The sequence below is a fragment of the Streptomyces sp. NPDC053474 genome, assembly GCF_044544845.1.
Lineage (GTDB): Bacteria > Actinomycetota > Actinomycetes > Streptomycetales > Streptomycetaceae > Streptomyces.
This window is the reverse complement of record NZ_JBITXV010000015.1, coordinates 86,101-98,903: the sequence shown is the minus strand read 5'-3', so window position 1 is coordinate 98,903 and position 12,803 is coordinate 86,101. Positions and strand designations below refer to the sequence as shown.

Sequence of the window (12,803 nt, the reverse complement as noted above, 5' to 3'; positions counted from 1 at the left end):
GGGGCGGGTCCGCGGGGTTTCGAGGCGGGGGTGGGGCTACGCGGTCTTCTTCTCGTACGTCAGGAACACGGTGCCGCTGTCCAGGGCGTCCACCTCGGTGCGCTCCCAGAGGGTGGGGTCGAAGGGGGCCTTCTCGCCGAACAGGGGGATGCCAGCGCCCACCGTGAGGGGAGCGAGCTTGATGACGAGGCGGTCGATCTCGGCGTACAGGGCGCCCGCGAGTGCGCCGCCGCCCACGAGCCACAGGCCCTTGCCGGGCTCGCGCTTGAGGGCGCGGACCCGCTCGGCCGGGTCGGTGGCGACGAGCTCCACGTTCGGGTCGGGGCTCTCGGTGAGGGTCCGGCTGAAGACGAGGTGCCGCAGGTGCGGGTAGCAGTCGGCGAACCCGGCGTCCAGGCCGTTCTGATACGTGTGGCGCCCTTCGAGCATCGTGTCGAAGTGGGTGCCCTCGGCGGTGATGCCGAGCGCGGCCCTGGCCTGGACGGGGAGCGTCTCGGGGTACTTCCCGGCGAGCAGCCCGACGTAGTCCTCGCTCACGGGCCAGAAGCCGTCGGGCCCGGTGGGGTCACCGGCGTCGGGTCCGGCGATGCGGCCGTCGAGGGACATCGCGATGAAGTAGGTGAGCTTGCGCATACGGGCTCCGGAGGTGAGAAGGGGTCGCTGGCCGCGACTTCGGACGGACTGCGGACGGCCCCGGGCGGAGCGCGTGCGGTGCGGCAAAGCACATCGGGTGATGTACTCTGCTTGCAGTGGTTAGAATGTAGTACTTCACTTGAAGTGGTGTCAAGGGAATCGAGAAGACGTCATGAGGCAGAACCCCGCCCGCCGTACCGCCCTCCTGGACGCCGCGATCGAGGTGCTCGCGCGCGAAGGCTCCCGCGGGCTCACGCTGCGCGCGCTCGACGCGGAGGCGGAGGTCCCCAAGGGCACCGCGAGCAACTACTTCGCCAACCGCGCGGAGCTGCTCGCCCAGGCCATGCGGCGCGTTCAGGAACGCCTGATGCCCGCGGAGGACGCGCTCGCCGACACGATGCGCGAGAAGCCGTCCACGGAGCTGGTGGTCACGCTCCTCAGGCAGCTCGTCGAGCGGATGCGAGCCGATCGCAGCAGCCATCTGGCCCTGCTCGAAATGCGCCTGGAAGCCACCCGGCGCCCCGAACTCCACGCCGAGCTCAGCCGGTTCATGGCCGATCAGCTGGCGGGCAACATCGGCTTCCACCTGGACGCGGGCCTGCCCGGCGACCGCACCGGCGTCGTCCTGCTCTACCTCGCCATGCTCGGCCTCATCGTCGACGACCTGACGGTGCCCGAGCTGCTCACGCCGTTCTCCGTCGACACGCTCATCGAGGAGCTGGCCCGGCGGCTGCTGCGCTGACCGCGCGCGAAGGCCCCTGGTAAGGGGCGGTTAGGGGTACTCGGGCGCCGGTGCGCCGCCCTACTGTGGAACGCGGAAGAGCCGCTTGCCGTGCCGCGGGGCTCTTCGGCCAGGGCCGGTTCCCGGAGCGGTGCCTCCTTTCCTTTCCCCCAGGGAAGGATCCGCCGCTCCGGGCCGGTGTGCCGCCCGCTCAGTCCCCGGGGCGCAGCGTGATCGCGGTGAGGACCAGGCCGTCGTACGCCAGCCAGCGGCCCGTGAGCTCCTGGGGAAACCCCAGATCCCGTACGGGCGGCAGGATCCGCGCGGTGAACCCGCCCGCCCCCGGGTCCGCGGACCGGTGGAAGGTGACGTCGGCCTCCTCGAACCCCAGCGGCCTGCGCGTGAGCGGATACCAGGTCTTGTAGACGCTCTCCTTGGCGCTGAACAGGACCCGGTCCCAGCGCACCGCGGGCCACCGCTCCAGATGCGCCCGTACGCGCACCTGTTCCGCGGGCAGCGCCACGGCCTCGAGGACCCCCTCCGGCAGCGGCTCGCCGGGCGTCGCGTCGATGCCGACCGAGCGGACGCGCGCGGCCGGGGCGACGGCGGCACCGCGGTAGCCCGCGCAGTGCGTGATGCTGCCGACGACACCCGCGGGCCAGCCCGGCGAGCCCTTGGCGTCGGGCAGGATGGCCGCGGCGGGCCGCCCCAGGTCCTTCAGCGCGCGGTGCGCGCAGTGGCGGCCCGTGGTGAACTCGCGCCGCCGCGCCGCCACCGACCGGGCGATCAGGGCCTCTTCGTCGGGGTGCAGGACGACGCCCTCCGGGTCGTGGGTGCACTCGCGGCAGCGGACGTCCTCGGGGACGATCCGCGCGAGGAGCGACGGCGGCGCCGCGCGCACACCGGTGTCCGCCGCGCGGCCGCGGCCCGTACCGCCCCGCGGTGCGCCGACGTTCACGGCGTGCCCTCCTTCTCGCGGTCCTGTTCTTCCCGGCCTTCCCTGGTGAGCGCGGTGTCGGCGTGCCTGGTCCGGCCGCGTGCGGGCAGGTAGACGAGCAGTTCGGTGGCGACGAAGCGCACGACGAACGTCGTCAGGAGGGCGATCGTGGTGGCGGGCAGGACCGCCATGTCCGCGCCGTCGACGAGCAGCGCGATGAGGGGGATGCGCAGCAGCAGATCGGCGTTGGCGAGCAGCGCGAAGCGGCCGAGGCGGTCGGCCCAGTGGCGGTGCTCGCGGCGGCCGCGGAAGAGCAGCAGGTCGATGAGGACGAAGTTCCACAGCACGCCGAACTGGTTGGCCACGATCTCGGCCGGGAGGTAGTGCAGCCCCATCGCCGTGAGCCCGGCGAGGCCGAGGAGGTTGGGTACGAAGCCGGTCAGGCCGATGGCGCCGAAGGCGACGATGCGGGCCACGGGGGTCGCGGTGCGCAGGGACACCAGGTGGTTCAGGAAGCGCAGGCCCTCGCGCACGGTCGACTTCGACTCGCCCGCGTACCGCTCCTGGAAGGAGAACGGCACCTCGGCGACCGTGCGCGGGCGGCAGCGGATGGCCAGTTCGAGCAGGATCTTGTAGCCCAGCGGCTTGAGGATGTCGGCCTGGGCGTGCACGGTGGCGCGGCGGATCGCGAAGAACCCGCTCATCGGGTCGCTGATGCCGCGCAGCGCGGAGGGGAAGAGGGACTTGGTCACCAGGGTCGAGGCGCGCGAGACCGCGACGCGGTAGCGCCCGGAGAGCCCGGCGTGGCTGCCGCCGCCCGCGTACCGGCTGGCGACGACGAGTTCGGCCCCCGTGCGGCGCCCCGTCTCGACGAGTTCGGGCAGCAGCGACGGCGGGTGCTGGAGGTCGGCGTCCATGACGACGAGCCACTCCGAAGCGGCGGCCTTCATGCCCTCGACGACGGCCCCGCTCAGGCCGCCCGTCGGGGTGTCCCTGTGGATGACGTTCACGGGGAACGGGCAGGTGAGGGCGGCGCGCTCGATCGCGGCCGGGGTGTCGTCGGTGCTGTCGTCGACGAACAGGGCTTCGCAGTCCAGGTGCCCGGGCAGGGCGGCCGCGAGCCGCGTGAGCAGCTCCTCGACGTTGTCCGCCTCGTTGAACGTCGGGATGATCACGGTGACGGTGGTGCGCGCCCCGTCCGGGGCGAGGGGGGCGAGGCCTTCGGACACCGCCGCGTCGGCGGCTCGTTCGGAGCCGGAGCCGGAGCCGGAGCCGGAGCCGGAGCCGGAGCCGGAGCCGGAGCCGGAGCCGGAGCCGGAGCCGGAGCCGGAGCCGGGGCGGGCGGCGGGCGCGGTCATCGGGGCACGCTCCCGGGTCGGAGCGCGCTCGGTGTCTGCTTCTTCGCCATCGTCGTCCTCTACGGGTCTGCGCGCGTGCGTCCCACGCGAGCGCGTCACATCGGCGTGCCCTGGCCGGCAGGCGTGTCCGGGAGGATCACGGGTGACCGCCCGTGGGGTCGTGGCACCGCGGGGCGCGTCGGGCCCGGGGAGGGCGGGGTCGCCGACGACTGCTGGCGTCACTGTCGTACCGGTGATTCCTCCCGCCGGAGGCTAGCCGTGGCCCGTGGCGCCCTCCACCCCTATCCGTCCCCTAGGGCCTGCCCGATGGGTGGGCCCGGCGTGCGCGGCGGTGAACCCGGGAGTGTGGTCCACCGCACAAAGAATGCTTTGTGGCGGCGGCCGGGGCGTTCGGTCGAGTTCGCGTGTGCCCGGGGCGAGTTGCCCCTCCCGTTCGCGCCGCCAAAGCACGCGGCGGCCCGGAAACGTGGCCGTAACAATGGAGCGCGGTCGGTACGCCGCCGCGCCACCGCTCCCGGCCGCGCGGCAGGGCTTCCGTCGGTAACTCGGTCGGGGCGTCGTTCGGGTCGGTCGCGTCCCAGGAATTTTCACAGGGAATTTTGCCGTCGGATTACCGCTGGATTGTTTTTGGTTTCCGCTGGGGAGGGGCTCCGTTGGTGTGCCAGTGGACGCGTTTGCCTAACGCGTTCTTAACGCCTGTCGTGGCGGAGCCGCGGATGGCCGACTGCCGATGGACCGTCACATCGGTGTGCGCCGCCGCGCTTTGGGTAGCCGGGGCGACGGGGGATCACGGAGCGGCGACCTGCGGGGCGAAGCCCCCGGGGGGTAGCACCGGGTGTGCCGGGCCGGTCGGGGGTGAGCGCTCATGTGGGCTGTGGCCAGGCATGTTTCCGGACAGTGTGGCGCGATGGGTACGGGGGGATAGCGCCATGGCCAGTTGAGCCTTCTCCTTTCTCACAATTGGAGTTGAGAGTTCCGCATGCATCCGGCCGGTCACCCGGGCCTATATCACAGACATGGCCGGAGTGGGGAGGGCTGAACGTTGCGAGTCATCGTGGATTTGGGGGGTGGGCTCACTTCTTTCGGGGCTACCTCGCCGTCAAGTTTCAGTCATAGTTGTGTTGTTGACTGAGTGCCCCAAGAGCCCCGGCGGAGATATTTGGAATATGCCCTGGTATCCTGCTTCAGGCTCCTGAGGCAACTTAGATGAGTGCGATATGCGAATAAGGCGCCCAGTGCAGTTTGCGATAATTTCTTACGGGGAGGAAACCGCACTATGAGCCTGGTCGAGCGAGTCGATGAGTGGGCTCTCTTGGAGGACGTTCTGGAGAACAGCGCGGAGCGGCCTTCCCGTGTTGTGTTGATAAGAGGCCCGGTGGCCACCGGCAAGAGCGAGTTGCTGAACAGCGTCGCCGACGAGGCGGAGGCGCGAGGCCTGACCGTGCTCAAGGCGACGGGTTTACGAGCCGAGCGCACCACGCCCATGGCGGTCTTCGGCCAACTGCTCCTCCACGCCGACCAGGTGGCGGAGCAGGACGCCGGAGCGACCGCGCGCGTGGCGCGGCTGCTCGACGACGCCAAGTTCACCGCCATGCTCCGCGACCCCGACAGCGAGCGCGAGGAGCACGTACGCGCCCATGTGATGCGGTCCCTGACCATGGCCCTGCGGGCCCTGGCCCGCGGCGGACCGCTGGCCGTCCTCGTGGACGACGTCCAGTACGCCGACATCCCCTCCCTCCAGTGCCTGCAGTACGCCATGCGGGAGTTGCGGGCCAAGCCCGTCGTGATCGTCCTCGGCCTGCGGACCGGGCCGCACGCCGAACGGCCCATGTTCAGCGCGGAACTGCTGCGCCACCCCCGCCTGACCCAGCTGCGGCTCACCACCCTCGGCGAGTCCGGCACGGCGGAGCTGCTGCGCGCGCACCTCGACGAGGCCGCGGCGCACGGCCTCGCGCCCGACGTCCACCGGCTCAGCGGCGGCAACCCCCTCCTGGTGCGCGCCCTGATCCACGACCTGCTCGCGCACGGGCCGCTCGACCACGACCAGCGGGCCGCCGAGTCCGGCGCCGACAACGCCCTGCCCACCGGGCGCACCGTGCCCGCGGGCGACGCCTACCGGCAGTCCGTGCTCAGCTGCCTGCACCGGGGCGAGGACGCCGTCCTGGCCGTGGCCCGCGGCATCGCGGTCCTGGACGACGCCGCGTCCGAGGCGACGCTCGCCGACCTGCTCGACCTCGACCGCGAGACCGTCGCGCGCGGCCTGCGCACGCTCGCGGCGGCGGGCCTCACCGACGAGGGCGCCTTCCGCCACCCCCTGGCGCGGACCGCCGTGCTCGACGACCTGGCGCGCGAGGACCGCATCGGCCTGCACCGGCGCGCGGCCGTGCTGCTGCGCCAACACGGTGCCGAACCGCCCGTCGTGGCCCGGCACATCGTCGCCACCGGCGAGGTCGAGGGCGCCGAGTCCCTCGACGTGCTGTGGGAGACGGCCACCCGCGCCCGGCGCGACGAGGACGTCTCGCTCGCCATCGCCTGCCTGCACCTGGCCGACGAGAGCTGCCCGCGCGGGGAGCGGCGCAGCGAGATCCTCGCCGAACTGGCCCGCCTCGCCTGGCGGGTGCGCCCCTCGACCCTCGGACCGCACCTGGGCGCGCTGCGCGCCGCCTTCGACGAGGGCTGGCTCGCCGAGCAGGCCGTGCCCGTGCTGATCTCGGGCCTGCTGTGGCAGGGCAGGTTCGACGAGGCCGCCGAGGTCGCCCGCAAGGGCCAGGTCGCCTACGAGGGCGCCTCCGCCGTCAGCGGCTATCTGGCGTCCGGCGCGGTGCGCACCACCTACCCCACGCTGCGCGAGCGCGTCGGCGCCGACAACTGGCCCGCCCCGCACAACACCTGGGACGTCCTGACCACACCGGGCTGCGACGCCCGCGGCCGCGTCGGCGCCGCCCTGAACGCCGTCCTGTCCCGCGGCGTGGACCCGCACGCCGCCGACCTCGCCGAGACCGTCCTGCAGGGCACCCGGCTGAGCGACGCCACCCTGGAGACGCTCACCGCCGCCCTGTCGGTCCTCATCTACTGCGACCGGCTCGGCCGGGCCGCGCACTGGTGCGACGCGCTCCTTCGCGAGGCCACCCGGCTCGGCGGGCCGGGCTGGCAGGCGCCGCTGTCCGCGGTCAGGGCGACCATCGCCCTGCGCCAGGGCCACGCGCCGGACGCCGTCCGGTACGCGCTCACCGCCCTGTCGTGGATCTCGCCCCAGGGCTGGGGCGTCGGCATCGGCTCGATCCTGGCCACCCTGGTCTCGGCGCACACCGCGATGGGCCAGTACGAGCAGGCCATGGCCTATCTCGACCACCACATCCCCGAGGGCCTGCCGGAGACCCGCTACGGCCTGGAGCTCAGCTACGCGCGCGGCCAGCTGTACGCCGCCATGGGGCGGGTGCGTCCGGCCCTCGACGACTTCCTCACCTGCGGCGAGCTGATGACCCGCTGGGGCATCGACCAGCCGGCGCTGGTGCCGTGGCGGTCGGCGGCCGCGGAGATGCACCTGCGCACGGGCGGCGAGGCCGAGGCCGAGCGGCTCGTCAGGGAGCAGCTGGCCAAGTGCGGCCCCGGGCAGTCCCGCACCCGAGCCCAGACGCTGCGCGTGCTCGCCGAGGTGTCCGGCCTGCGGCGGCACCACCACGCGCTGCACGAGGCGATCGAGGAACTGGAGAAGTGCGAGGACCGCCTTGAGCTGGTCAGGGCCCTGGGGGCGCTGAGCCGTTCCCATCACGCCCTGGGCGACCTGGGCCAGGCGCGGATGATGGCGCGGCGGGCGTGGCGCATCGCGCGGGACGCGCGGGCGGAGGCGCTGTGCGAACAGCTGCTGCCGTACGGCGACGGCGAGGCGGGCGCGGCGGAGCGCCCGGCGCGGGGCGACGAGGCCTGCCCGGCGGAGGAGCTGACCGACGCGGAGCGGCGCGTGGCGTCCCTGGCGTCGTTCGGGCACAGCAACCGCGAGATAGCGCGCAAGCTGTTCATCACCGTCAGTACGGTCGAACAGCATCTGACGCGGGTCTACCGGAAGTTGAACGTCTCCCGCCGCAAGGATCTCCCGCACGATCTGCTGGCGGACACGGCGTGCTGAGCCGCCCGTGGCGTTCTGACAACGTTGTGCTGACCGCTGATGACCACCAGTGGGGGGGGGCGGCCGCGCTCGGCGCCCCGGTGGGCGCGAGGGTGCGGAGCTCCGTCAGCGGGCGGTCGGCAGACAGCCGCGGCGCACCTGCCCGTCACAGACCATGAGCAGACGGTCCGTCATGCGCCGTGCCACCTCCCTGGAGGAAGAGGAGAACACCACGGTCCCGGTCGACGCCGCGTAACGGCGAATGACCCGGTGGAGGATCGTCTCCGACACCTCGTCCACGTCGTCCAGGGGGCGGCACAGCAACAGCAGCCTCGGCACGTGCGACAGGGCGCAGCCGACCGCGGTGCGCGAGCGCTGGCCCGGTGTGAGCCGGGCCACGGACGTGTGCTCCACGGCCCGCAGGCCCAGGGCTTCCGCTAAGTCCGTCGCGCGCCCGGCGGCGGTCTCCGGGGGCAGACCATGGCGCAGACCGGCGGCCATCAGGGCATCGTGGACGGGCACTTCGGGCAACGGCATGCCCGCGGGGACCACCCCGACGAGGCGTCGCAGGGCATCGGGATCGGTCCGGGCGTCCACACCGTGCACGGTCACCCGGCGGTCCGGACCGCCGTCGTCGAGCAGCCGGTCCAGGAAGCGGTCCGCCGAGTCGTCGTCCGAGACGACCGCGAGGCACGCGTGGCGCTCGACCCGCAGCAGGCGCTCGTGGCCGGGCGCCCCTTCGTGCGGGGGCGTCCCGGCGCCGTCCGCGCGCCGCACCTCCAGGGCCATCGGCGCCAGCCGGGCTCCGTCGGGCGCGGCGCCCGGACGGTGGTCGTGCACCGCGAACCTTCGGCTGTCCGGCCCTGGCTGCATGAGGCCTCCTCTGGATAGTGATTGTTGAACAATTCGGCACGCGGGAACTGATCCGGGCGTGTGATGCGGCCACCATAGATCATTTCAAGGCAGCCCCTGACTTTCGTACAGTCTTCAGGATCGAAGCCGCGCTACTAAAGTACTCATTGCGTCCCGTGCAACATTTCGTGCCCCTTGAGAACCCTCGTTCGGGAGCGCGTTACTGTGCTCCGAGCGTGAACGCAACAGTGACCGCGCGCGGTTCCGGGTGTGCCGACGCTGTGCGTCTAGGAGCCGTAAGGGGATGTTGAGGGGTTTCTCCGTCCCCCGAAGGCACCGAGATAATCAAGGGCACCGTCAGACGTGCCGTGTATCGGAGGCGATTCGCGGGCCCGACCGGCCCCCGTGGGGCAGGGTCACGGGCCGTGCTGATCGCGGACCTTCCTCCTGCTGCCGCAGCCCGGCTCCCCCCCCCGCGGCCGTCTGGAACGTCCGCCGGGCCGGCCTCCACCACGGTCAGAGGAGTATCCGTTGGTTGCCCTCAACGGCAGTTCGCGTCTCGGAACAGCAGATTCCATAACCATGCTGGGCCCGGACTTTCCCTTCGCTTACGACGAATGGCTCGCGAGTCCGCACGGCCTCGGCGAAATTCCGGCGGCGGAGTTCGGCACGCCCGTCGCCGTGATCGGGGCGGGGATTTCGGGCCTCGTCACCGCGTACGAGCTGATGCGTCTAGGGCTGCGGCCCGTCGTCCACGAGGCGGGTCCGGTCGGCGGGCGCATGCGCTCCGCCGCCTTCGAAAGCCGCCCGGACGCCGTGGCCGAACTCGGCGCCATGCGCTTCCCCGCGTCGGCGACGGCCCTGCGCCACTACATGGACCTCGTCGGCCTGCGCACCCGGCCCTTCCCCAACCCGCTCACCGAGGCCAGCGGCTCCACCGTCGTCGCCCTCGGCGACGACCGGCACTACGCCCGGCACGCGGGCGAACTCCCCGACGTCTACCAGGAAGTCGGCATGGCCTGGGACAAGGCCCTGCAGGAGCACGCCGAGCTGTTCGCCATGGACGACGCGATCCGCCGCCGCGACACCGCCGCCATCAAAGCCATCTGGAACCCGCTGGTACGCGCCCTCGACGACCAGTCCTTCTACGGCTTCATCGCCCGCTCGCCCGCTTTCCAGTCCTTCAAGTACCGCGAGATATTCGGCCAGGTCGGCTTCGGCGCGGGCGGCTGGGACACCGACTTCCCCAACTCCATCCTGGAGATCCTGCGCGTCGTCTACACCGGCGCGGAGGACGACCACCAGCTCGTCGTCGGCGGCTCCCAGCAACTGCCGCTGCGCCTGTGGTCGCACGCCCCCGCCGACCTCGCGCACTGGCCTGCCGGAACGTCCCTGGAGTCGCTGCACCGCGGCGGCCCCCGCGGCGGCGTCGCCCGCCTGGAGCGCGGCCCGCGCGGCATCACCGTCCACGAGCACGACGGCACCGCCCACACCTACCCGGTGGCCGTCTTCACCCCGCAGAAGCGGACCCTGGTCACCAACGTCCGCTGCGACCGCGCGCTGCTGCCCACCCCCGTGTGGACGGCCGTGGAGCGCAGCCACTACATGGGATCGTCCAAGCTCTTCGTCCTCGTCGACCGCCCCTTCTGGCGCGAGCGCGACCCGCGCACCGGCCGCGAGGTGATGAGCACGACCCTCACCGACCGCATGCCCCGGGGCGTCTACCTCTTCGACGAGGGACCCGAGCGCCCCGGCGTCATGTGCCTGTCGTACACCTGGAACGACGACTCCCTGAAGATGGCCCCGCTGACCGCCGAGGAGCGCCTGGAGGGCGTCCTCGACGCCCTCGCCGCCATCTACCCGGACGTCGACATCCGCTCCCGCGTCATCGCGCCGCCCCGCACGGTGACCTGGGAGACCGACCCCCACTTCCAGGGCGCCTTCAAGGCGAACCTGCCGGGCCACTACCGCTACCAGCGGCGCCTGTTCACCCACTTCATGCAGGACGGCCTCACACAAGGCCAGCGTGGCTTCTTCCTCGCGGGCGACGACGTCTCCTGGACCGCGGGCTTCGCCGAGGGCGCCGTCACGACCGGCCTCAACGCCTACTGGGGCGTCCTTCGCCACCTCGGCGGCGCCACCCAGCCGCTGAACCCCGGCCCCGGCGACCTGTTCGCCTCGCTCGCGCCGATCGACCTGCCCGAGGACTGACGGCCACGGCCGCCACGGCACGCGAAGGGCCCCGGAGCATCCGCTCCGGGGCCCTTGTTCCGTGTGCGCTCGGGGCGCTACGGCTACGACTGGGCGCGCCGCAGGAAGCCGCGGATGCCGATCGCCGCGAACAGCGCGATCGAGCCGACGAGCACGATCAGCGTGATCGGCAGCGGTACGTGCTCCACGTTCGGCGACGTCACGGCCCGCATGCCCTCACTGGCGTACGACAGCGGGTTGGCGCCGCAGATCACCTGGAACCAGCGGACCTCGTCCAGCGCCACGAGCGGGAACTGCGTCGAGCCCGTGAACAGCAGTGGCATCAGGACGAGCGTGAACATCACGTCCACCTTGTCGCTGTTCACGGACGTCCCCAGGCACAGGCCGATCGACGCCCCCGCGAGCGCGCCGAGCGCGGCGATCCCGAGAGCGGGCACCGTCCGGCTGATCGGCCACGACAGATCCAGGAGCACCATGCCGACCGGCGTCATCATCAGCGACGCCACGAATCCGTACAGCGCACCGAAGAGGATCTTCTCCACGGCCACCAGACGCAGCGAGATGGGCGAAAGGAGCCGGTCCTCGATCTCACGCGTGTACGAGAAGTCCACGACGAGCGGCAGCGCCGTGTTCTGCATGCCGCCGAGGAATCCGTTCAGGGCGAGCACACCGGGCAGCAGGACGGAGCTGTAGTCGCCGTCCACATAGCCCGCGTCGCTCAGCAGCACGCCGAACACGAACAGCGTGAAGAACGGCTGGATGATGGCCTGGCCGATGAACGTGGGGAACTGGCGCAGGGCGACGAACACATCCCGCCACATGATGGCGCGGAAGGTGTGTATCTGGCGCGAGGGCCGCGAAGCCTGAGTCGTCGAAGCTGTCGCAGTCGTCGCAGTCATCGCAGATTCTTTCCGGTGAGGTGGAGGAAAACGTCTTCCAGGGAGACCTTTCCGATGCCGACATCCGTGACCCGGTAGTCCCGTTCGGTGAGCGCGGCGAGCGCCGGCTGCAGCGCCTCGACCGGCTCGGTGTCCGTGTAGATGCGGAACCGGCAGGCGTCCGCGGGCGGCGCCTCCGGGTCGGCCTCGTCGACCTGGCGCACCCCCGGCAGGTCGGCGAGCAGCTTGGCCACCGGCGCCGGTCCCTGCGCGGAGCGCACCGTCAGGGCGAGCGTCGAGTGCGCGGGCAGCAGCGTGCCCAGGCCCTCGGGGGTGTCGAGGGCGAGCAGGGTGCCCCGGTCCACGATGCCGACGCGGTCGCAGAGCTTGGCGGCCTCGTCCATGTCGTGGGTGGTGACGACCACCGTCACGCCGCGCTCGGCGAGCTCCGCGACCCGCTCGTGCACGAAAAGGCGTGCCTGCGGGTCGAGTCCGGTCGCGGGCTCGTCGAGGAACAGCACGCTCGGCCGGTGGATCAGCGCCCGCGCGATCATCACGCGCTGCACCTGCCCGCCGGACATGTCGTCGACCTTCGACTTGCGGTAGTCGGCCAGGCCCATCTGCTCCAGGAGCTCATCGGCCCTGCGCCGCCGCTCGGCACGCGGGATGCCGTGGTAGGTGGCGTGGAAGAGCAGGTTCTGCCGCACCGAGAGCGAGCGGTCGAGGTTGTTGCGCTGCGGCACCACCGCGAGCACCCGCTTCGCCTCTCTCGGCCGTGCGACGACGTCCACGCCGTCGATCAGGACCTCGCCCGACGTGGGCCGCACCCGGGTGGTCATCATGCCCACCGTCGTGCTCTTGCCCGCGCCGTTGGGACCGAGCAGGCCGAAGACCTCACCCCGGTGCACCTCGAAGCTCAGACCGTCGACCACGCGGCGTGCGGTGGCCGCGTACTGTTTCACCAGATTCTCAACCCGGACAGCGTATTCCACGCTGCTGACCCTAGAGGCGGGCGGGAATCCCGAACACCCCTGTATCTGCCCGGCCCCACGGCCCCGTAGGGGGTTATTAGGGGTGGGGCTCGCGGCGGCGCGCTGTTACCGTGCAA

General features: G+C 71.9%; 9 protein-coding genes. 3 read left to right on the top strand and 6 right to left on the bottom strand.

The window, feature by feature from the left end:
- Positions 1-36 precede the first annotated feature (36 nt).
- Positions 37-633 (bottom strand): dihydrofolate reductase family protein, encoded by a 597-nt coding sequence (locus tag ACIG3E_RS31010; protein WP_399622881.1) that lies wholly within the window; start codon positions 631-633, stop codon positions 37-39.
- Positions 634-805: 172 nt separating this feature from the next.
- Between ACIG3E_RS31010 and ACIG3E_RS31005 the strand changes: the two genes are divergently transcribed.
- Positions 806-1,375, top strand: a complete 570-nt coding sequence (locus ACIG3E_RS31005) for a TetR/AcrR family transcriptional regulator (RefSeq protein WP_399622880.1) — start codon at positions 806-808, stop codon at positions 1,373-1,375.
- Between the two features lie 190 nt (positions 1,376-1,565).
- On the opposite strand, the gene ACIG3E_RS31000 is transcribed toward ACIG3E_RS31005, so the two are convergent.
- Together ACIG3E_RS31000 and ACIG3E_RS30995 are read right to left on the bottom strand one after the other, a co-directional pair.
- Entirely contained in the window at positions 1,566-2,312 is a 747-nt protein-coding gene (locus ACIG3E_RS31000) for a 4'-phosphopantetheinyl transferase (protein WP_399622879.1), read from the bottom strand.
- Positions 2,309-3,649: a glycosyltransferase gene (locus ACIG3E_RS30995; RefSeq protein ID WP_399622878.1), complete on the bottom strand. Its 1,341-nt coding sequence runs from the start codon at positions 3,647-3,649 to the stop codon at positions 2,309-2,311. The genes ACIG3E_RS31000 and ACIG3E_RS30995 overlap by 4 nt, the downstream gene beginning before the upstream one ends.
- A gap of 1,276 nt (positions 3,650-4,925) precedes the next feature.
- Here ACIG3E_RS30995 and ACIG3E_RS30990 point away from each other — a divergent pair.
- Entirely contained in the window at positions 4,926-7,775 is a 2,850-nt protein-coding gene (locus ACIG3E_RS30990) for an AAA family ATPase (RefSeq protein ID WP_399622877.1), read from the top strand.
- Positions 7,776-7,880: 105 nt separating this feature from the next.
- Here ACIG3E_RS30990 and ACIG3E_RS30985 read toward each other — a convergent pair whose 3' ends face one another.
- On the bottom strand, positions 7,881-8,627 hold the full coding sequence (locus tag ACIG3E_RS30985) for a hypothetical protein (protein WP_399622876.1): 747 nt from the start codon (positions 8,625-8,627) through the stop codon (positions 7,881-7,883).
- 561 nt (positions 8,628-9,188) lie between these two features.
- On the opposite strand from ACIG3E_RS30985, the gene ACIG3E_RS30980 reads away from it, so the two are divergent.
- The gene (locus ACIG3E_RS30980) at positions 9,189-10,817 is read left to right on the top strand and encodes a flavin monoamine oxidase family protein (protein WP_399622875.1); all 1,629 of its coding nucleotides are present in this window, start codon (positions 9,189-9,191) and stop codon (positions 10,815-10,817) included.
- An 83-nt stretch (positions 10,818-10,900) separates the two neighbouring features.
- Here the strand turns inward: ACIG3E_RS30980 and ACIG3E_RS30975 are convergent, their stop codons facing one another.
- The gene (locus tag ACIG3E_RS30975) at positions 10,901-11,716 is read right to left on the bottom strand and encodes an ABC transporter permease (RefSeq protein ID WP_242726766.1); all 816 of its coding nucleotides are present in this window, start codon (positions 11,714-11,716) and stop codon (positions 10,901-10,903) included.
- Entirely contained in the window at positions 11,713-12,657 is a 945-nt protein-coding gene (locus tag ACIG3E_RS30970) for an ABC transporter ATP-binding protein (RefSeq protein ID WP_399622874.1), read from the bottom strand. The genes ACIG3E_RS30975 and ACIG3E_RS30970 overlap by 4 nt, the downstream gene beginning before the upstream one ends.
- Between the last annotated feature and the right edge of the window lie 146 nt (positions 12,658-12,803).